22 protein-coding genes are annotated in these 20496 nt (G+C 57.8%); 12 read left to right on the top strand and 10 right to left on the bottom strand.

The window, feature by feature from the left end; translation table 11 throughout:
• Positions 1–12 precede the first annotated feature (12 nt).
• The 3 genes from P0652_RS17330 to P0652_RS17320 are packed head-to-tail and all read right to left on the bottom strand — an operon-like array spanning position 13 to position 3520.
• Positions 13–588: a DedA family protein gene (locus P0652_RS17330; RefSeq protein ID WP_284180137.1), complete on the bottom strand. Its 576-nt coding sequence runs from the start codon at positions 586–588 to the stop codon at positions 13–15.
• A complete protein-coding gene (locus P0652_RS17325) occupies positions 588–1199 on the bottom strand; it encodes a methyltransferase family protein (protein WP_284180136.1) in 612 nt (203 codons plus the stop codon). The genes P0652_RS17330 and P0652_RS17325 overlap by 1 nt, the downstream gene beginning before the upstream one ends.
• Positions 1200–1213: 14 nt before the next feature.
• Complete coding sequence (locus P0652_RS17320; RefSeq protein WP_284180135.1) at positions 1214–3520, bottom strand: heavy metal translocating P-type ATPase; 2307 nt, start codon at positions 3518–3520, stop codon at positions 1214–1216.
• A gap of 106 nt (positions 3521–3626) precedes the next feature.
• Between P0652_RS17320 and P0652_RS17315 the strand changes: the two genes are divergently transcribed.
• On the top strand, positions 3627–4043 hold the full coding sequence (locus P0652_RS17315) for a MerR family transcriptional regulator (protein ID WP_284180225.1): 417 nt from the start codon (positions 3627–3629) through the stop codon (positions 4041–4043).
• 140 nt (positions 4044–4183) lie between these two features.
• On the opposite strand, the gene P0652_RS17310 is transcribed toward P0652_RS17315, so the two are convergent.
• The 3 genes from P0652_RS17310 to P0652_RS17300 form a co-directional block, all read right to left on the bottom strand.
• Positions 4184–5545, bottom strand: a complete 1362-nt coding sequence (locus tag P0652_RS17310) for an ATP-binding protein (RefSeq protein WP_284180134.1) — start codon at positions 5543–5545, stop codon at positions 4184–4186.
• Positions 5542–6285 carry a response regulator gene (locus P0652_RS17305; RefSeq protein ID WP_284180133.1) on the bottom strand — a complete coding sequence of 248 codons (744 nt, stop codon included), beginning with the start codon at positions 6283–6285 and terminating at the stop codon, positions 5542–5544. Before P0652_RS17305 ends, P0652_RS17310 begins: the two co-directional genes overlap by 4 nt.
• Before the next feature lie 62 nt (positions 6286–6347).
• Positions 6348–6587 carry a hypothetical protein gene (locus P0652_RS17300; protein ID WP_284180132.1) on the bottom strand — a complete coding sequence of 80 codons (240 nt, stop codon included), beginning with the start codon at positions 6585–6587 and terminating at the stop codon, positions 6348–6350.
• A gap of 431 nt (positions 6588–7018) precedes the next feature.
• Here P0652_RS17300 and P0652_RS17295 point away from each other — a divergent pair, with 431 nt between their 5' ends.
• The 9 genes from P0652_RS17295 (at position 7019) to P0652_RS17255 (ending at position 14686) form a co-directional block, all read left to right on the top strand.
• Positions 7019–8503 carry a TolC family protein gene (locus P0652_RS17295; protein WP_284180131.1) on the top strand — a complete coding sequence of 495 codons (1485 nt, stop codon included), beginning with the start codon at positions 7019–7021 and terminating at the stop codon, positions 8501–8503.
• Positions 8504–8514: 11 nt separating this feature from the next.
• Complete coding sequence (locus P0652_RS17290; RefSeq protein WP_284180130.1) at positions 8515–9942, top strand: multicopper oxidase family protein; 1428 nt, start codon at positions 8515–8517, stop codon at positions 9940–9942.
• Positions 9943–9971: 29 nt separating this feature from the next.
• On the top strand, positions 9972–10457 hold the full coding sequence (locus P0652_RS17285; RefSeq protein ID WP_284180129.1) for a cupredoxin domain-containing protein: 486 nt from the start codon (positions 9972–9974) through the stop codon (positions 10455–10457).
• Between the two features lie 46 nt (positions 10458–10503).
• A complete protein-coding gene (locus P0652_RS17280) occupies positions 10504–10788 on the top strand; it encodes a copper-binding protein (RefSeq protein ID WP_284180128.1) in 285 nt (94 codons plus the stop codon).
• Positions 10789–10794: 6 nt separating this feature from the next.
• Positions 10795–11868 carry an acyltransferase family protein gene (locus P0652_RS17275; protein ID WP_284180127.1) on the top strand — a complete coding sequence of 358 codons (1074 nt, stop codon included), beginning with the start codon at positions 10795–10797 and terminating at the stop codon, positions 11866–11868.
• On the top strand, positions 11865–12362 hold the full coding sequence (locus P0652_RS17270; protein WP_284180126.1) for a cytochrome b/b6 domain-containing protein: 498 nt from the start codon (positions 11865–11867) through the stop codon (positions 12360–12362). The genes P0652_RS17275 and P0652_RS17270 overlap by 4 nt, the downstream gene beginning before the upstream one ends.
• Positions 12363–12476: 114 nt before the next feature.
• Positions 12477–13955 (top strand): multicopper oxidase family protein, encoded by a 1479-nt coding sequence (locus P0652_RS17265; RefSeq protein ID WP_284180125.1) that lies wholly within the window; start codon positions 12477–12479, stop codon positions 13953–13955.
• Between the two features lie 24 nt (positions 13956–13979).
• Positions 13980–14222, top strand: coding sequence for a hypothetical protein (locus P0652_RS17260; RefSeq protein ID WP_284180124.1), 243 nt, complete (start codon positions 13980–13982; stop codon positions 14220–14222).
• Entirely contained in the window at positions 14219–14686 is a 468-nt protein-coding gene (locus tag P0652_RS17255) for a DUF411 domain-containing protein (RefSeq protein ID WP_284180123.1), read from the top strand. Before P0652_RS17260 ends, P0652_RS17255 begins: the two co-directional genes overlap by 4 nt.
• Positions 14687–14718: 32 nt before the next feature.
• Here P0652_RS17255 and cueR read toward each other — a convergent pair whose 3' ends face one another.
• Complete coding sequence (cueR, locus tag P0652_RS17250; RefSeq protein ID WP_284180122.1) at positions 14719–15126, bottom strand: Cu(I)-responsive transcriptional regulator; 408 nt, start codon at positions 15124–15126, stop codon at positions 14719–14721.
• Between the two features lie 98 nt (positions 15127–15224).
• On the opposite strand from cueR, the gene P0652_RS17245 reads away from it, so the two are divergent.
• Positions 15225–17636 carry a heavy metal translocating P-type ATPase gene (locus P0652_RS17245; protein WP_502947548.1) on the top strand — a complete coding sequence of 804 codons (2412 nt, stop codon included), beginning with the start codon at positions 15225–15227 and terminating at the stop codon, positions 17634–17636.
• 9 nt (positions 17637–17645) lie between these two features.
• Here P0652_RS17245 and P0652_RS17240 read toward each other — a convergent pair whose 3' ends face one another.
• Positions 17646–18191, bottom strand: a complete 546-nt coding sequence (locus tag P0652_RS17240; protein ID WP_284180121.1) for a Spy/CpxP family protein refolding chaperone — start codon at positions 18189–18191, stop codon at positions 17646–17648.
• A gap of 55 nt (positions 18192–18246) precedes the next feature.
• Between P0652_RS17240 and P0652_RS17235 the strand changes: the two genes are divergently transcribed.
• Positions 18247–18798 (top strand): Crp/Fnr family transcriptional regulator, encoded by a 552-nt coding sequence (locus P0652_RS17235; RefSeq protein ID WP_284180120.1) that lies wholly within the window; start codon positions 18247–18249, stop codon positions 18796–18798.
• 269 nt (positions 18799–19067) lie between these two features.
• Here the strand turns inward: P0652_RS17235 and P0652_RS17230 are convergent, their stop codons facing one another.
• Both P0652_RS17230 and P0652_RS17225 read right to left on the bottom strand, forming a co-directional pair.
• Positions 19068–19505, bottom strand: a complete 438-nt coding sequence (locus P0652_RS17230) for a YqaA family protein (protein WP_284180119.1) — start codon at positions 19503–19505, stop codon at positions 19068–19070.
• Positions 19502–20496: MFS transporter (locus P0652_RS17225; protein ID WP_284180118.1), on the bottom strand; the 995-nt coding region annotated here is incomplete at its 5' end. The genes P0652_RS17225 and P0652_RS17230, both read right to left, overlap by 4 nt.

Here is a 20496-nt window from a genome sequence, read left to right as displayed (position 1 = left end):
GCATTCCATAGTTCATCTTTTTCGAGGCTGAATGCGGCGCACTTGCCACCACGCAATAAGGGTCAAGCCAACAAAAATCACGAGAGCCAGAATGCTATAAGCGCCCCAGTTCGTATTGATTGCACTTTCAATAGCGCTTCCGAACAGGTAACCGGCTCCGACCAGGATAGTTGCCCAGATCGTTGCGGACAAGAAATTTAAGAACGTGAAGTAGGGCCACGCTATATTTGTGAGCCCAACCGGCAATGCTCCGACCGTACGCATACCTTTCGGGTATCGATAGAGAAAGATATACGCGACGCCATATCGATCGAGCAAATGACGCCCTGTATTTAGTAGATTATTTATTTCTGGCTTACTTTTGAGGAACTCACTGCCATAGCCTCTGGCAACCCAAAAGCGCAGTTCGTCCCCGAGATACCCTCCCGAGAAAGTAGCAGCACCAACAAAAACGATATCGAGATATCCAATGTGAGCAGCATAACCTGCAAATAAGGGCAAGCTGCCGCTTTTCAGCAAGCAATACGCAAAGAGGAGCGCATAGATTGCAATCCCGTATTCCTGGAAAAGTGACTGTATACTCGCCATCAAATCTTTCTCGCACCGAACCAACGATCAACCCGGCGGCTATAGGCAAGGTAGGGTTCACCAAGCGAAACTGCGAGAACGCGCTCCTCGATCTTGACCTGCATGCGGATGGCGACGATCAGAGCTACGGTCAGTGCCGCTTGAAGGACATCCGGAAATACCAGTAGGAGGCCCACAAATAGGATGACCTGACCGACGAAGACAGGGTTGCGCGAGAGTGCGAACGGCCCGGTATCGACAATGGCGCCAGTTTCGCCTTCTGCTGCGCCGATCCTCCACGAAGCGCCCATGTGCATCTGCGACATTGCGGCAATCATCGCACCTACCGCGACCAGGAGGTGGCCGATAATATCGCTCGTCACGCCGTCAAGCGCGGAGAAAACAGGATCGCTGACGAGGGGGCCTCCAGCGACCGCGCGCAAGAGAGGCAAGAGAGCCCCGCCGGCAAAGGCGATCCGGAACAGCCAAGCGGGAATTGTCTGTTGCTCCTTTCCTTTACTGAAGAGCCAAACCGAGCGTCCAGCCTGCCTTGCTGCCACGGCGCTTAGAGCAAAAAAATTGGCGAGATAGACGCAAAACAACAGATAGCTGACAGCTTCCATCGAGCTCATGGGTGATCCCCTCCTCAGCTTCTTGCCTCAGGCTTGAACGTCAGCAGTCGCAGAGCGTTGATCGTGACGATCACAGTGGCGCCGGTATCAGCAAGAATGGCGATCCAGAGGCCGGTGAGACCGATGACGCTGGTGACCAGAAACACCGCCTTCAATCCCAGCGCGATCGCGATGTTCTGGTGAATATTCGCCATAGCGGCGCGCGACAGCCGGATCATCCGCGGCACATCGGTTACGCGGCTCCTCAGCACTGCGGCATCGGCTGTTTCCAGCGCGACATCGGTTCCAGAGCCCATCGCAACACCAACTGACGCCGCTGCCAGCGCTGGCGCATCATTGATGCCATCTCCGACCATCATCACGCCGTCATGCGCGGCCAGCGACTTGATCGCAGCCACTTTTTGGTCCGGCATGAGTTCGGCCTTGTGATCCATGCCGAGGCTGCCAGCAATGGCCGCTCCTGTGCGGGCATTGTCGCCGGTGAGCATCACCGAGCCAACGCCAAGCACCTTGAGTTCGGCAATGGCGATTTTTGCATCCTCGCGCGGCTCGTCGCGCAACGCAAAAAGGCCAATGACGCGCCCACCCCTGAACACGGCGGCAACCGTCTTGCCCTCTGCTTCGAGGGCTTCTGCTGCCTCGCTAACCGCCTCTGACAAGGCACCGATTTCCGCAGCAAAGCGCGGGGAGCCGACAAAGACATTCTCGCCTCCAACCTTGGCCTCAACACCGCGTCCGACGATTGCCCGCGCATCTGTGGCAATCTTGGGGGTGATCCCCTTGCTCGCGGCAAGGGCGAGGATCGCTTCGGCGAGCGGATGGCTTGATCCGGTTTCGACGCCGGCGGCGAGTGCGAGCACCTCGGCTTCCGTTGCGTTGAACGTCCTGACATTGGTCACTACCGGTTTGCCGACCGTCAACGTGCCGGTCTTGTCAAAGGCCACGGTTTTGACCCGAGCGAGGTTCTCAATGACGACGCCGCCCTTCATCAGGAGGCCGTTTTTCGCGCCCGTCGACAGAGCCGAAGCAATCGACGCCGGCACCGATATGACCAGAGCACAAGGGCACCCGATCAGCAGCAAGGCGAGTGCGCGATAGATCCAGGTATTCCAGTCCCCGCCCATGGCCAAGGGCGGAACCAACGCGACGAGGATCGCGAGGCCGACAATGGCAGGCATATAGAAGCGGCTGAACCGATCGATGAAACGTTCAGTCGGCGCACGCGCCTCTTGCGCCTCTTCGACCAGCCTGACAATCCGGGCAATCGTGTTGTCCTCCGCGGTCTTGGTCACCCGTACGCGAAGAACCGCCTCGCGATTGATCGAGCCGGCAAATACCGGTTCGCCCAGAGTTTTCGTCTTGGGTACGGATTCACCGGTAACCGGGGATTCATCGATGCCCGAGGTGCCCTCACTGATCTCGCCATCGGCGGGAATGCGGTCGCCGGGTCGCACTAGAAGGATCTGGCCGATTTTCAGACTGGATGCATTGACCTGATGGAGTTCGCCCTCCTCCTCGACAATCGCGGTCTTCGGAACGAGATCACCAAGCGCCTTGATGCTGGCACGGGCGCGGTTCGCGGCAACGCCCTCAAGCACTTCCCCTACGGCGAAGAGAAAGACGACGAGTGCTGCTTCTTCCGCAGCGCCGATCACAAGGGCGCCAGCGGCGGCAATGGTCATCAGCATTTCGATCGTGAACGGCATACCCGCCCGCAAGGCGGCGAAAGCCCGCCGAGCGACAGGCGCTACACCGATCAGGCAGGCGGCAATGAAGGCCCATTTGGCAATCGCGGGGGCAATCAATCCGAGGCCCCAGGCCGCTGCCAACAATGCTCCGGTGCCCAGCACGAGCCTGCCCTTGCCGGTCTGATACCAGCTCACGCCATCCGGCGTGGCTTCATGGAGGTGGCCCGGCAAGCCATGGCCCGAATCAGCCTTTTGGGATGTGTTTTGCAAGGAGGTGTCGTGGTCGTGATTGTCGTGACCATGTTCCTCATGATCGTGATCGCCGTGTTTGTGCTCATGGGCGTGGCCACAGCCGCAAGACGTCGCATTCGAATCTTCTTCCCTCACCGGCTTTTCCACACGCTGAACGAAGTAGCCGAGGTCTGAGACCTTTCGTTCGACCTCTGTCGGCTTGGTCTGGTGCTCGTCGAGCGCAAGCGTCAGCGTTTCCGTCATCACCGAGAGCTTGACGTCCGAGACGCCGGGCAACCGCTCGACAGCGCCCCGGATCTTCGCCGCGCAACTCGCGCAGTCCATGCCGGAAACTAACCACGAGGCCGTTACCGCCGATTGAGATGAGGAAATTCTGGTCATGGACTTGTCCTTTTCAGGCCTCTGGACCAGGATACCTACAACCTCTAGCGACTATAGGAACAAGCGAAAAATGCATCGCTCATTGAAAAACTATTCCCTGCCCCGTGTGATGCCGATTGGTACACTGTCCGAACGGACGGGCGTGAAGGTCGAGACTATCCGCTATTATGAGCAAGCTGGGCTCCTCCCCGAGCCGGAACGCTCAGAGGGCAATCAACGGCGCTACGGCAAGGCACATCTCGAACGCCTCAATTTCATCAAGCACGGCCGAGATCTCGGCTTCAGCGTCGAGGCCATCCGCGCTTTGCTGACGCTTTCGGATCGCCCCACCATGCCATGCGACGAGGCCCACGCAATCGCCTCGCGGCATCTGGCCGATGTGCGAAGCAAGATTGCGCGGCTGCGATCTCTCGAGAGCGAGCTGGAACGGATATCAAGTTGCTGTTCGGGTGGCGTTCCGGTCGCTGACTGCCAAGTCATCGATGCTCTCGCTGATCATGGTTGTTGTCAGCATGAACACTGATGCGCTGATTTTCGTGTTGTTTTGATTGCCCCTCCGTCGCTCCTCCAAGCGGTAGCCCAAGTATCGAGCGATTTAGGATCGTGTTTTCGGCGGGAGCCGTCCTACAAGTATATCACCGCTTGTTGTCGACACTCGAAAATTTACACATGAATTGGAATTGATATCGTCACTATTAGGCCACCTTGCATTTTATTGTTCAAAAAAATTTTCCCATTATGATCGAGTATTATTGATTTCGCAATAGTGAGCCCGAGGCCAGATCCGCCAGTTTCACGGCCTCTAGAATTTTCTATTCTGTAAAAAGGCTCGAATACCTTATCGATTTCTGGTTCCGGAATTCCGGGACCATCATCCAGGACTTGTATTTTCACCTGCTTGCCATCGCGCTTTAACTCGACAGAGACATTGGATCCATACTTTTGAGCATTGCCGATAATGTTCCATATCGCGCGCTTCATCGCGACAGGCCTACCCAGCACTGTCACATGATCGATATCGTCTACAGTGATCGAATGTCCACGATCCGCTTCACCGTCCACAATTGTCCTGATCATGGTAGCTAGGTCGAAGACTTTCGGGGTCTCAGTGGAAACGCCCATACTAAGATATTCGAGCGTCGAATTGATCATCAGCTCCATTTCGGAGAGGTCATCGTCGATCAAATTACGGGTCTGTTCATCATCGAGCATTTCCGAACGAAGCCGCAAGCGAGTAATCGGAGTTCGTAGATCATGGCTGACGGCAGCCAGCGCCATCGTCCGTTCGGAAATGAGGCGACGTACCCGGTCGCCCATGGTGTTGAATGCCTTTGCCGCACGGCGTACTTCGGCGGGGCCAATTTCAGCAACGGGGTCGCGCGCCTCATCAAGGCTGAATCGTTCAGCCGCAATCGCCAGGTTGCGCAACGGCCGAGTAACCCACCGAAGCAGCAGAACAGCGACGAGGATTATAAGCGACCCCATAATTGCAGCAATCGCTAGAATGTTTCCTGCTAGGTGATGCGCTGTTCCGAAGGTCGGCGAGGCAAAGTTGAGCCAGGTGTTATCGTCAAGCTTCACCGAAACCAGCAGCATGTGTCGATACGCATCACCCTCTCCCGCGTTGAGTGCTCCGTCGTCTGCATAGCCGACCCTGAACGATTCCGTACCAAATTCAGGTACCAGTTCTTTGAGCCGACCCTCCATCGCTCGTGAGCGCTCCGTCACTGGAGCGTTATTCAGAACAAGGCTGACTTTGCTCCAGTGAACCTCGAGCGAGGCGGTCGCCAGGGAGTGAGCAGCTTTATCGCGATCAACTTCATCAGGAATAGCGCTGATTGCCCTTTTGATCGAGACAATACGCTCAGCAAGTCCTCGATCGCGGGCGTTTGTTGCCAGCCCTTCCGCTCCCACACGGTAGACCCAATAGCCGACAAGGCTCATTGCGATTAAGGAGCCGACCAAAATTATTACAGCGCGGACGACTATGGTGTCGGGTAACCAGCGAAAGCGGCTCGGTCTCATCCAAATGTTACCTTTGGGACAAATAAATAGCCGGCCCCTCGGACGGTCTTTATTGTGAGACCAGCGGCTTCCGATGTTTCGAGCTTACGTCGTAATCGGCTTATTTGCACATCAATCGTCCGATCGAAGGGATCGCTGGTCCGGGTTTTTGCCAGCTCCATCAGCATTTCGCGGGAAAGAACGCGATTGGCGTGTTCCAAGAATGCGACCAGAAGATTGTATTCTCCTGTTGAGAGATCGATCAAAACTCCGCCAGGTGTAGTTAGTTCGCGTCGCAAGGTATCCAGGGTCCAGCCATCGAAGAGGATTTTGCCCTGTGTTGCCGTTGACGCTGCAATGCTTCCGTTCCTCGCTCTGCGAAGAACAGATCGAAGTCGGGCCAGCAGTTCGCGGGGTGAAAACGGCTTGGTGATGTAGTCATCGGCTCCACCCTCAAGCCCAGAGACTCGGATATCCTCTTCCGAACGGGCTGTGAGCAAAATGACAGGGACTGGCGAGGTTTGGCGTATTTGCCGACAGGCTTCGATTCCTGTTTTTCCAGGCAACATAACATCGAGAATTATAGCATCAATCGTAAACCGTTTGAGCGTTTCCAGAACGCTAACGGCGTCAGCGCTCGAGTAAACGTAGTACCCGTGACGTTGAAGAAACTTAGTAATCAGTAACCGGATCTCGGAATCATCATCCACCACGAGAATGTTACCGTGGTCATTCGTTGGATTTGTCGTGACTTGTTCCATAGGACCCTCTGAAGTCCACCCTGCCGAATTGAGCGAGGCCCAGTTCGGCAGGGCGGACTGGGTTATTTCCCGGTCGACCCGCCTCGCGCCGGATCCGTCGCAGCTGTATCCCGGGTTGCAACGACTGAGATACCTCGCTCCAACACGACCTTGCCATTCAGTTGCTGCCCAAGGGCGACGAACTCCGCTGGGGTCGTGAAGTAGGGGTCGGAGCTGTTCGAAAACAGAATCCCGTTATTGGCCGAAGCCGTACCAATTCCCAAAACGAGGCCTATCATCAACCAGCCGCCAAATTTGCTCATATTGTTTCTCCTCAGTGTCAATCGCCACTGTTGACGATTATCGTGTCCGGAGGCGTTCAGCCCACCGTCCCGGCAGGATCGTATGGTTCTGTAAGCCCTTCATTTCATGAGGATTTCGAAATATTTCGCAATAGTCGCCGGATTAGCGTCCGCAATAATTTGTAACAGACAGATAGCGCCGCTTCTTGCTACCCGCTTCCAAACAGAATGTTCGCTTGGGGATAGGTTATGCGGCGCTTGTTAGTTCTCACATTCGTACTTTTGGCTCTAACCGCTTGTTCGGTCGTGCCGTCTTACCTAGAGAAGCCCACTGATCCTTCCCAGAAGATCCTGCCTCTCGGATACACTCCGGTTGCGGCAGAGACAAAGACCTATCGGCCTGTTGGGCCGAAGGGGTGGGAAGAGCTCAACCGTCGCGTGGGACCGAAATCATGACCTTGAAAACGTTGCATGAGTTTGATTTTCGTGTGCTGCGCCGTGTTTCCATTCGCGCGTCATTGCTCGGTGGCGTTGCAGTGCTCCTAGCGGGTTGCGTTACCGTCCAGCCCGAGAACGGTATTGCACTACTCCAGGCAAGCGCGTCGGCTGATCTTGGCAAGGAAATTGAGAAAATTGGGTCTGAGGAGATCGCATCAAGCGCCAAGGCGCGTGTTGAAGCGCTGTTGAAGCAGCCCCTTGGCGCAGATGCCGCAGTTCAGATCGCTCTTTGGAACAATCGCGGTCTTCAGGCGGCATTCAACGAACTTGGAATCGCTGATGCGCAGAGGATACAGGCAAGCTTGCCGCCGAATCCACGTATATCCATCGCCAGAACAACAGCGTCACTAGCGCTTGAGATCGAACGGCAAATCTCCGGTTCCATTTTGGCCCTGGCGACTCTGCCAGCACGCACGCAGATTGCAAATGATCGATTCCGCTCAGCCCAATTGAGAACGCTTGAAAATGTCTTGAAGCTTGCAGCTGACACTCGGCGCCAATACTACAGAGCTGTCGCTGCGAACCAACAGGTCGCGGCTTTGGTACAGGCAAAATCCACAGCCGAGGCGACTGCCGAGCTGTTTAAGCGGCTGGGGGAATCGGGTGGTGTCAATAAACTCAACCAAGCTCGCGACTTTGTCTTTTATGCCGAGACCGGCGCACAACTGGCCCAAGCCCGAATTCAGCAGCGGATTGAGCGCGAAAAACTCATCCGCCTGATGGGGCTTTGGGGTCAGGATCTTGTAGCCCTAAGACTTCCTGCCTCCCTGCCGCAGATGCCGCGTCTTGCTACGGTGCGTGAGGTTGAAGCTGAGGCACTCAAGCGCCGTGTTGATCTTCAAATGGCGCGAGCGGATCTCGACGCGCTGGCCAAGTCGCTGGGTCTCACTCAGGCGACTCGCTTAATCGCCGATATCGACCTGCTCGGGCGCCGAACGTATGACCGGGAGTTTAAAGATAATGGCGCGGGCGGCCTTGATCGTGAAAGCCGGCGGACGCGGACGCTCGAGTTGGAACTTGAGATTCCGATTTTTGATTTTGGGCAATCCCGTGTTGCTCAAGCCGAGGAAACCTACATGCAGGCTGCGAACAAGCTTGCTGAGAAGGCTGTTAATATCCGATCAGAAGCACGCGAAGCATATCAGGTATGGCGCGGTACCCATGACGTGTCTCGCCTTTATCAAGGTCAGGTTCTTCCGTTGCGAAAAATCATTCAGGAAGAAAGTCTGCTCCAGTATAACGGTATGCTGATCGATGTGACGCAACTTATTGCTGATGCGCGCGGTAGAATGATGAGCCAAGTCGCCGCAATCAATGCAAAGCGCGACTTCTTCATAGCTGATGTGGACTTCAAACATGCTCTAATCGGCGGCGGAGTTTCCGGTGCTGCCGCAAGCGGAGGAGCCGCGCCCCAAGGTGGCGGCGAGCCGGGTCATTAAGGAGACTGAGTATGGATGTTTCTCGCAGAAATTTCGTCAGAGCATCGAGCCTCGTATTGGCCGGCGCAGGCATTGTCTCGGGTCGGTCAGCTTTCGCCGCCGTGCCCGAAGCGCCAACGACAAGGAGCCCGAAGACACAAGCGCCGCTCGTTCCTAAGTCGGGTCCTGATTACCAGCCAGTTGCGACGCTGAACGGGTGGACGCTTCCTTGGCGAATGAATGGCGATTGGAAAGAGTTCCATCTCGTCGCCGAGCCTGTTGTGCGGGAAATCGCACCGGGCATGAACGCATATCTATGGGGCTATAATGGTCAGTCGCCGGGGCCCACTATTGAGGCTGTCGAAGGCGACAAGGTGCGCATCTATGTCACCAACAAGCTCCCCGAGAATACAGCGGTGCATTGGCACGGCCAGCGCCTCCCCAACGGGATGGACGGCGTTGGCGGGCTCAATCAGCCGCATATCCCGCCTGGAAAGACATTTGTCTATGAATTCCTGCTCAGACGTTCGGGTACCTACATGTACCATCCGCATTCGGACGAAATGGTCCAGATGGCGATGGGGATGATGGGCTTCTTCGTTGTTCATCCCAAAGATCCTGCCTTCCGGCGCGTGGATCGGGACTTCGTATTCCTGCTCAATGCTTTTGATATCGAGCCGGGCTCCTATGTGCCCAAGGTCAACACCATGCTCGATTTCAACATGTGGTGCTGGAACAGCCGGGCTTTTCCGGGGATCGACCCGTTCGTTGTCGGTAAAAACGACAAGGTTCGTATCCGTTTCGGCAACCTCACAATGACCAATCACCCAATTCATATGCATGGCTATGAGTTCAAGGTCTCCTGCACCGATGGCGGCTGGGTGGATCCGGCTGCCGCATGGGATGAAGTGTCGATCGACTGCGCTGTCGGACAGATGCGCGCCTTTGATTTCGTCGCGGATGAACTGGGTGATTGGGCGATCCATTGCCATAAATCGCACCATACGATGAACGCGATGGGCCATTCGGTGAAGACCTATATCGGTGTCGACAAGAAGGACCTCGCCAAGCGCATCCAGAAAATCGCGCCGGGTTATATGCCGATGGGCTCAAACGGCATGGGCGAGATGGGCTCCATGGAAATGCCTCTGCCCGATAATACGCTCCCCATGATGACCGGCTTCGCCCAGTTTGGCCCCGTTGAAATGGGCGGCATGTTTTCGGTCGTGAAGGTTCGCGAGGGCCTTGCCAAGAACGACTACAAAGATCCGGGCTGGTTCAAGCACCCGGAGGGTACAGTTGCCTATGAGTACAAAGGCAAGCTTGCTGCGGTGACGCCATCCGCGCCGCCAGAAGCCCAATCCGCTGAATGGCGCGTGAAAGACCCGCGCAAGCCCGCGCATGGGCCGGACGGCAACCCGCTGCCGGCGCCTAAAGGCGGCGCGCATTCCAATCATTGAACAGCCTCGACCCTGAAGGAGATCAGCTCATGAAACGCGTTCTTTCAATCCTTAGTTCTGCAGTGGTGTTCGCAGCTCTATCGACAAATGTTGCAATCGCGGGCCCTGGTGCCGCCGGACATCACGATGCCGAGGTCGCATACGGTAAGCCCGGGGATCCGAAGAAGCCTGCGCGAATTGTGCAAATCCGAATGGGCGAAGGGGATGGCAAGATGTTCTTTGCACCGCCGATCGTTGAGATCAAGAAGGGCGAGCAGGTGCGGTTCAAACTGATAAATGGCGGTGAGCTTGATCACGAGCTTGTGATCGCGACTCTTCAGGAGAACCTCAAGCATGCCGAGGAGATGAAGAAAAATCCGGACATGGAGCATGACGATCCAAACGCCAAGCGCCTCGCCCCCAAGAAGACCGGCGACATTGTTTGGCATTTCACTAAGGCCGGAGAGTTTGATTTCTCCTGTCTCATCCCAGGGCATCGCGAAGCAGGCATGACCGGCAAAATCATCGTGAAGTGATCGACGCTGAGTCAATTATCAGCTGAAACTTGTGAAAGAGAAATTCATGAAAATTCAAACTGTTTTTGGCACGTCCGCGCTTGTGGTGCTGGCGTCCGCCGCCTTGGCACAATCCGTTCCTGGCACGGTGAAGAAGATCGACGACGCGCAGGGCAAGCTCACGATCGACCACGGTCCGATCAAGAACCTCGACATGGATTCGATGACCATGGTGTTCCGCGCCGCTGATCCGGCGATGCTAAAGGGCCTGAAGGCCGGTGACAAGATAAAGTTCGACGCCGACCGGGTGAATGGGCAGATCACGGTTACAAAGCTTCAGAAATCGAAGTGACGACGCTTGATCACCGAGCGAAACAGTGAGCTTATCCAATCCAGCGCTTTCACGAAGCGCTGGATTAACCTTGCAAAGGGCGTATGCATTATTCTCGTCGTGATGATGCATACCGCGCTTGGCGTCGAAAAAGAAATCGGACAGACGGGGTTCTTCCATTCAATCGTCGCTTGGACGAAACCCTTTCGATTGCCCGATTTTTTCTTTATGTCCGGCTATCTTGCTGTAGGGCTGGGGGCGTTGAATTGGCGGCTTTTCGTTGATCGCAAAATACTCCGGTATTTATACTTCTATGTGCTTTGGCTGTTGATCATCATGCTGTTAAAATCAGGAACGGCTTCGCTCCTTGAACCGTGGCAGGTTATGTTGGCGTTTGTTTTCGGATTAATCGAACCGTTCAGTACACTTTGGTTCATCTATGTTCTGCCGTTTTTCATGCTGACAGCGAGGTTGGCTAGAGGAAGGCTTGCCTATATAATTGCTGGCTGCGCCATCTTGGCGCATCTATGGGCCGCGGCGTATCCCGTTGGGGGGGACTACGCCATGGCATCTCAGGCGACGCCATCGACCGCCATTAACAGTTTTGCCTTGTTCTTGGTCTTTTTTCTCGCAGGCTTTTTTGGACGTCGTTGGATAGACGGTATGCTTGAAACTGCGAGGCAACGACTTCCACAAACAGTCGTAATGCTTATTCTTTGGGCTCTGATGCACTCTTATGCTTTGCATCTCGGAATAACCGGTATTCCTGGTTTGACCCTGCTTTTCGGCATGCTGGGAGGGCTCGCTGTCGCAGTTTTGGCATTGTTGTTGGCGCGTTTGAACAGTTTTGGTTGGCTTGCCTATTGTGGCCAACATTCCATGGCGATCTATCTCGCATTCGTCATTTTCATGGCGTCCAGTCGAGAACTTCTGGTTGCGTCAGGCGAGGTGACAAATCCGAATTTGTTGATGGCCTTGGTTCTCGCATTTGCCATTTGTGGGCCGCTTGCTATGGAGCGGGCCGTGAGAAGTGGTGCTTTTGCGTTCTTTTTTTCGCGGCCGGGATGGGCAAGATTGCCCGGTAATAAGGAGGGTGCATGACTAGGCATACTTATTCCGGCCTTCACCAGTCGCTTCATTGGGCAACCTTCGCACTTTTTCTCGTCCAGCTTTGGACATATCCAGCGATTGGGCGCACGCATCACGCGCCGCATTTCGGCGTGCCGATTGACCCCTTTGACCTTTTCTTGCATCAGGTTCATGCGATTAGTGGCGGACTTATTCTGGTGTTCGCGATTGTCCGGTTGTGGCTCAGGCATCGCACGCCAGTCATACCACCGAGGTTCCCTTACCCGGCCCTCTCGACCATCTCGAAGCTGGCACATCTCGCCTTGTACACGACGCTGATCCTGCTGCCGATTACCGGTTTTCTAAAGATGTACATTATCTCCGCCGCTGGTTTGGTTCACATCCTGTTGACCCGCCTACTTTACGTCCTGCTCGTGCTGCATGTCGTCGGCGTCCTCGTTCACATCCTCATATGGCGGGATGGTCTGTTGGAGCGTATGGGTATAAAGCTGCCTCTTCAGCGTTGAATTTGGCGAGATGGTGAAACAATCTGTTACAATTCCAGTGCGATAGATCAAGAACAGGCCTCGGCAGCGACACTATCATGACCTCCAGTCGAACAACCGGATACGGAGGCTTCCATGTCGATTTCCCGTCGCACCTTTCTCGTAAGCTCTGGCGTCGCCGCTCTCGTGACCCCATGGACAGGCAACCTTCTGAGAGCGGAGGCTCCGCTCCTGACTGTTGCCAGCCGCACCCTTGATGTGAAGGGCAAGGCCGCGACTGTCTTCGGCATTGCCGGTGCAAATGGCAGGCAGGGGATATTGGCGAACGAAGGTGACCGCTTTTCCGGCGCCATCCGCAATGCCACCGGCGAACCCCTGATCATGCACTGGCACGGACAGGTTCATGCGGCGGCCAATCAGGACCGCTCGCGCCCTGATGGCGGAATGCTTGCAGCAGGAGCACATGATACGCACGATTTCATGCTCACACCGGGCACACACTGGATGCATTCGCACCAGCTCACCGAACAGCAATTGCTTGCGGCGCCGATGATCGCGCGCGAAAAGGATGCTGGCGAGGTTCAGGAGCTCGTGCTGATGCTGCACGATTTCGCCTATCGTCCGCCGGCGGAAATCCTCGCCGGTCTCGGTGGTTCAAGCGCCCATGGCGGGCATGGAGGGGGACCAGCACCTGCGCCGCAGACATCCCGCCCGGGCGGCATGAACCATGGTGCGATGAATCATGGCGGTGGTTCCTCGGGAATGATGCCCGGCATGGGCATGATGCCGGGGATGGGCCAAGGCATGAGAGTTCACGCCAATGACGTGATGTATGATGCCTATCTCGCAAACGACCGGACACTGGACGATCCCGAGGTCATCCGGGTCGAGAAGGGCCGGCGCATCCGGCTTCGTGTGATCAACGGCGCGACCGCTACAGCTTTCTTTCTCGATTCAGGATCGATCGAGGCCACCTGCATCGCGGTCGATGGATCGCCCTGCCAGCCTCTGAAGGGACGGCGTTTCCCGCTTGCACAGGGGCAACGCATTGACCTCTTGCTCGCGCTTCCCGGAGAAGGCGGCGCGTTCCCCATCCTTGCGCAGGTCGAAGCCGATACTCGGCAGACCGGTATCGTGCTCGCCACGGCCGGCGCGGCAATCAGGAAAATCGGCGAGAATGCGCTCGAGGCCGCACCCAATGCGACGCTTGCGCTCGACGAGCGCCTGCGGGCGCTCAATCCCCTCCCCGAACGCAAGCCGGACAGAACTTTTCACCTAATGCTCGGAGAAGAAGCCGGATATCGCTGGACCATCAACGGCAAAGTGCATGGCGAGCATCAGCCGCTCGAGGCCAGGCGCGGTGAACGGATCGCGATCATGTTCATGAACCCCAGTTCCATGATGCATCCCATGCATCTTCACGGGCATCATTTTCAGGTCGTGGGGTCGCGTGCCGGCCAGTTTGCTGGGCCAATCCGGGATACAGTGATTGTTCCGCCGCATTCGCCCGTGATGGTCGCGTTTGATGCGGACAAGGCGGGGCGCTGGTTCCTGCACTGCCACCACCTCTATCACATGGCGACAGGTATGATGACCGAGTTGTCCGTTTCCTGACGTTATGCATCAAGGAGAACAGCTATGTTTCATTCTGGAAATGACGGGTACGGCTGGATGATGGGGGGTGGCTGGGGTTTAGGTCACTGGCTGATGTTCGCCGTGATGGCTGCGGCGATCCTCTATCCCGTCGGCCTGATCCTGAAGCGGCTCGGGTTTTCGCCGTTCTGGTCGGTGCTGGCGCTGGTGCCAGGGATCAATCTCATCGCGCTCTGGATTCTCGCGTTGACGAGTTCGGCGGACGGCAACACGGAGATGCGCTCATGATTAGTCGACGACTGACCCTCGCGTTTCTCGCCGCAGCTATCGCCTCTCCGCTCAGGGCGATGACACGTCCTACGGTCACAGCGCATCGCAGCCCGACATGCGGATGCTGCGGCGCCTGGGCCAATCATCTCAGGCGCGCCGGTTTTCCGGTCACGATCGTCAACGAAGCCGATCTGGCGCCGGTCAAAAATCGGGCTGGCGTGCCGGAAGCGCTGCAATCCTGTCACACGGCGTTTGTCGAGGGCTATGTGATCGAAGGCCATGTACCCGTTGAAGCCATCGAAAAGCTTCTCGCCGAACGGCCTCAAATCCTGGGATTGGCGGTGCCGGATATGCCGGTTGGCTCGCCCGGCATGGAAATGCCCGACACCAAGCCCGAGCCGTTTTCCGTGATGGCCTTTCACAAGGATGGCAGTCTCACGGTTTTTCTCGACTATCCCGAAGGATATCGCAAACCGGCTTGAAGGTTACAATCCCAGCGCCGACTCAAGCGGAACTAATGGCCGGCCATCGAGGTTTTACCGCTAAGGCCTGCGAGGATCGGGCAATCGGGCCGCGCATCGCCATGGCAGGCATGGAGCAACTCACGAAGCGTGGCCGCCATCGCCTGCAATTCGACGATCTTGCGCTCGATATCGGCAAGATGCCTCGCCGCCAGTTGATGAACGTCGCGACTGTTGCGGTCCTTGTTGCGCCACAGGTCCAGCAGGGTCCGGATTTCGTCCAGCGAGAATCCGAGGTCGCGCGCACTGCGAATGAACCGCAACTCATGGACATCGCGGGAATCATAGTCGCGATATCCGTTTATCCGTCGGGCGCCGGAGGAGATCAGCCCGATGGCTTCGTAATGCCGGATCATTTTCGCCGAGACTCCACTCGCCTCGGCCGCTGTTCCGATCTGCATCTGGAATACTCCATTTCAGCGCTTGACCTTCCCATTGTAGGAAGGTGCTGACTGGTTTCAATAACATCTTTTCCAAATTCGATTTGCTGGAGATTCGCATGATCAAGGCCACCCCGGAACCCAATATGCACCCCGTAAAGCCGGCTGGAGGATGTTGCGGCGGGCATAAACACGGGGATGATCATTCCCATCCTCACGGGCACGCGGCGCATGCTGCTGCAACGACCGGTCTGAAGGATCCGGTCTGTGGAATGAGCGTCGATCCCGCGACCGCGAAACACCATTTCGAGCACGAAGAAGAGGATTACTATTTCTGCTCGGCGGGATGCCGGACAAAGTTCGAGGCCAATCCGCAGAAGTATCTCGTGCCCACCGCTGAGCGCGTCGCCGAGCCGATGCCCGAGGGCACGATCTATACCTGCCCAATGCACCCGGAGGTGCGGCAGGAGGGTCCGGGCTCCTGCCCGATCTGCGGCATGGCGCTCGAGCCGGAGATGATCAGCCTCGATGACGCCCCCAATCCTGAACTCGCGGATATGACCCGCCGGTTCTGGGTCGGCCTTGCCTTAGCTATCCCGGTGTTTTTTCTCGAAATGGGCGCGCATCTGTTCAATTTTCATGCGCTGATGGCCGGGCAGACCTCGAACTTCGTGCAGCTCGCGCTCGCGACCCCGGTCGTGCTCTGGGCCGGCTGGCCGTTCTTTGAACGCGGCTGGGCTTCGCTCCTCTCCCGCAATTTCAACATGTTCACGCTGATCGCGATCGGGACCGGCGCAGCCTGGATCTACAGCATCGTCGCGACCCTTGCCCCCAGGCTGTTCCCGCCGGCTTTCCAGGCGATGGATGGTTCGGTCGCGGTCTATTTCGAGGCTGCCGCGGTGATCACGGTTCTGGTGTTGCTCGGGCAGGTGCTGGAACTGCGCGCCCGCGAGCAGACCTCCGGCGCGATCAAGGCTTTGCTCGGGCTCGCGCCAAAAACCGCACGGCGGATCGATGCGAAGGGCGCGGAAACCGATGTTCCGCTCGAGCACGTCCATCTCGGGGACCGGCTGCGCGTCCGTCCCGGCGAGAAAATCCCGGTCGATGGCACCGTGGTCGAAGGGCGCTCGAATGTCGATGAAGCCATGGTCACGGGCGAACCCATGCCGGTTGCGAAAGCGCTCGGCGCGCGCGTCATCGGCGGCACGATCAATACCACGGGCGCACTCGTGATCGAGGCGGTTGCGGTTGGGCGCGACACGATGCTTGCGCGGATCGTTCAACTCGTGGCGCAGGCGCAGCGTTCGCGTGCGCCGATCCAGCGTCTGGCGGACACGGTATCCGGCTGGTTCGTGCCGGCGGTAATGCTGATCGCCGTCATCGCGTTTCTGGCTTGGTATGTCTTCGGCCCCGCACCACAATTCTCCTACGCGCTGATCGCGGCGGTCGCGGTGCTGATCATCGCCTGCCCCTGCGCACTCGGGCTGGCGACGCCGATGTCGATCATGGTCGGCGTCGGCGCCGGTGCGCGCGCCGGGGTGCTGGTGAAAAATGCCGAAGCGCTCGAGCGGATGGAAAAGGTCGACATGCTGGTGATCGACAAAACCGGCACCCTGACCGAGGGACGACCGAGCGTGACCGATATTGTCACCACGGGTTCTATCGATGAGAGCGACCTGCTCCAGCTCGCCGCCTCGGTGGAAAAGCTCAGCGAACATCCACTGGCGCATGCTATCGTCTCGGAAGCCGGGAAGCGCGGTATTGCGCTTTTGCCCGCGCTCGATTTCGATTCGCCCGTCGGCAAGGGTGCCCGCGCCAGAATCAACGGCCGCGATATCGCCATCGGCCAGGAACGCTATCTCGCCGAGATCGGTGTCGTGGTGAACATTGAGGCTGCAGCAACCATGCGCCATGAAGGCGCAACGGCCGTTTTCGTAGCGGTCGATGGGCAGTTGGCGGGCATTCTTCGTATCGAAGACCCGATCAAGGCTTCGACGCCAGAGGCGCTTGCGGCTCTGCGTGACGCCGGCATCGAGATCATGATGCTGACCGGCGATGCAAAAGGCACGGCGGAAGCGATCGCAGAGCGGCTCGGCATTGTCAGATCCGAGGCCGAGGTCACGCCCGAGCGCAAGCAGCAGGTCGTGGCCACCTTGCGAGCTGAAGGCAAAATCGTCGCCATGGCAGGTGACGGCGTGAATGATGCGCCGGCGCTTGCCGCCGCCGATGTCGGCATCGCCATGGGCAACGGCACTGATGTCGCGCTCGAAAGCGCTTCGGTAGCGTTGCTCAAGGGTGATCTCAAAGGCATCGCCAAAGCACGCCAGCTCTCAGCCGCGACAATGGCCAATATACGGCAGAACCTGTTCTTTGCGTTTGTTTACAACGCAGCCGGGGTCCCAATCGCAGCCGGTATTCTTTACCCGACTTTCGGCATCCTGGTCTCGCCGATCATAGCTGCCGCAGCGATGGCGCTTTCGTCTGTGAGTGTCATCACCAACGCCCTGCGGCTGCGAGCGCTGAAGCTGTGAAGTGAGCCGTTACGGGCGGGAAGCATAGCCCCTGAGCCGCGCATAATCCTCGATCTGTTCAGGGGTGAGTGCGGCTTGGGTATGGAGATGGTAGCGCAGATGCGCCTCGCGCAGTTGTCCCTGTGCCTCCGATACAGCTTTTGTTGCGTTCGCGAGCGAGGCTGGATCAGCCTTCTTTTGTGCAAAGAGACCGTCCAGCACGGCTTCCGCAGCGATGACCTCGTCGCCGATGACAATCGTTTCCCGTTGCATGGTGAGGGTCAGGCTCTGGATCCGTTCACGCTGTTCTGTTGACAGCATGAGCTTGTCTGCCAGCTCCAGAGCGTGCAGCGGACCGGGATAACCGTTGAGTTCTGCGGCCAGCGCCAGCCCCATGCCACGGCCGGCCCGGAGATCGGCGATCTGGCTGTCCGAGAGTGCCTTAATCGACCGGCCTTCAAACCCGGAATAAGAAGAGTGCTGTGAGTTCTGATGCTGGGCCAAAGCACCTGTTGCGAGCACCGCAAACCAGCCGGCGACCAGCAATCCGGGGAAAGCAAGATTGAACTTCTTCATGGGGAACCTCCGCGGCGGATGGTGATCTCCATTGCATGAAGGCGGGAGGTCGCACATGATTATGATCATGTCTCTGCTTGCCTCTTCACTTTTTGGTCTCGGCTCAAATCGACAGCAGCTTTCGGCGGGCGAGCACCTTTTCCGAACCAGCCAGAAGGTGCAACGACTCTATCTTGTTGTTCGGGGGCAGATCGCGTTGGAGCGGATTTCGCTGCAAGGACACAGGCTTGTCCTCCAGCGCGCGCGAGGAGGCGATATCGTGGCAGAAGCCTCGATGTTTGCCATGGCCTACCATTGTGATGCTACCGCCCTCATCGAATCTGAAGTTGCAAGCGTTCCAATCGACGTTTTCAAAGCAATGTCTCAAACAGATCCTCAGATTATGGAGGAACTGGCACGGCATCTTGCTGTGCAAGTTCAAAAAACTCGTACACGCGCCGAAATTCTGTCACTGCATAAGGTCGGGGACCGGCTTGATGCCTGGCTTGTTCTGCATCAGGGCACCATGCCCGCAAAGGGGCATTGGCTCGCGCTGGCGGAGGAGATCGGTGTTTCGCCCGAGGCACTCTATCGGGAACTGGGTCGGCGCAGGCAGCGTTCGCCCTGACCGTTCGCCATTTCGGTGGGGGAGATCAATCGAGACGAATTGACTTCGGCTACAAGGCGCCGAGGCACGTTGCGGCACAATATCCAAGCCGAGCGCAGCGCTCCCCACAAAACAATACGATTGCCGGACCGGTGCCATGTGTCGCCCCTGATTTTCCAGATACTGTGAACGTCCGGTTTTTGACTTTTTTGGCTGCGCAACCTCGAGCCGCTGCTCTAGGGAAGCGAAGCTGTCAATGAACCCTGGGGCGATTTCAGGGCGCCTACCCATCAGAACCAGTGCCGGACGATGGCGACCAGCAAGAGATAGCGCCCAATCTTGGCAATCGAAACCAGCAGGAAGAATCGCCAGAGGGGTTCACGGAGGATGCCTGCGATCACGGTCAGGGGATCGCCAATGATCGGCACCCAGCTTGCGAGCAGCGACCAGTAGCCCCAGCGCGCATAGAAACGCGCAGCCTTTTCAAGCTGCCCGGGCGAAGCAGGAAACCAGCGATGGTGACGGAAGCGCTCGATCCCTCGCCCCAGAAGCCAGTTGAGAAGCGAGCCCAGCACATTGCCGACGCTCGCCACGGCCAGCAGGAGGACGGCAGGGTGTTCCCCTGCAATCAGCAGGCCGGCGAGCACGGCCTCTGACTGCGCAGGCAGGATCGTCGCGGCCAGAAACGCCGCAAGGAACAACGCGCCATAGGCTGCGATATCGCTCATTCCAGCGGTGCCTCGGGAGGCCAAAGGTGAATTGCCGCCAACACCCCGCCTGCCGCGATAATCGCCAGCAGAAGCGCGGCGACCGGCAATCCGAACCGGGCGCCCGCCCATCCAGCAAGCGGATAGGTGATGAGCCAGCAGGCATGGCTGAGGGCAAACTGCGCCGCGAACAAAGCCGGTCGATCCTCTGCCGCCGACGACCGGCGGAGCAACCGGCCCGATGGCGTCTGCGCCATCGAATAGCCCGCGCCGATCAGGAACCAGAGCGGCAACAGCCAGAGATAGCCGGGCAGAAGGGCAGCCAGCGCCGTGCCAAAGCCGAGAAGGCTTGCCCCTGCCAGCATCACGGGCCGGTCAGGCAGCCGGTCGAGAAGTCTCGGCAAGGCGAGAGCGATTGTCATCGACCCGGCGCCAAAGGCCGCGAGCGCCAGGGCGGTATCGGCTTGCGTCATCCCGAACTTCGCCTGCACGAAGACAACCGTGTTCACGATCACCAGCGCGCCGCCGGCGGCGACAGCCAAGGAGATCGCCAGAAGCCCGCGAAGCCTCGGCGTAGCAAGATAAAGCCGGATACCTCGTGTGGTCCGATCATAGATCCCGCGCGGAGTTGTGGGTTTGGGACTTGGCAGCGCTACGGAAAGCACGAGCGCAGTGGAGGCCAGAAAGCCGATCACCGTTCCGCCGAACAGCGTGTGGAAGTTCATCAATGTGAGCAGTAGCGCTGCCAGCATTGGGCTCAGCAGGCTTTCGAGATCATAGGCGAGGCGCGAAAGCGAGAGCGCGCGGGTGTATTCCGCTTCATCCGGCAGCACATCGGGGATCGTGGCCTGAAAGGTCGGTGTGAACGCGGCGGAGGCGGATTGCAGCACGAAAATCAGGAGATAGACCTGCCAGATCTCGGTGACGAAGGGCAGGAACACCGCGACCCCGGCCCGCACGAGATCAAGCGCCACGAGCATTGCCCGCCGCGGCACGCGCTCCGCGAAGGCCA

Source organism: Rhabdaerophilum sp. SD176 (assembly GCF_030143245.1).
Classification (GTDB): Bacteria; Pseudomonadota; Alphaproteobacteria; order Rhizobiales; family Beijerinckiaceae; genus Rhabdaerophilum.
The sequence above is the reverse complement of the archived record's forward strand: the minus strand, read 5'-3'. Positions and strand labels throughout refer to the sequence as shown.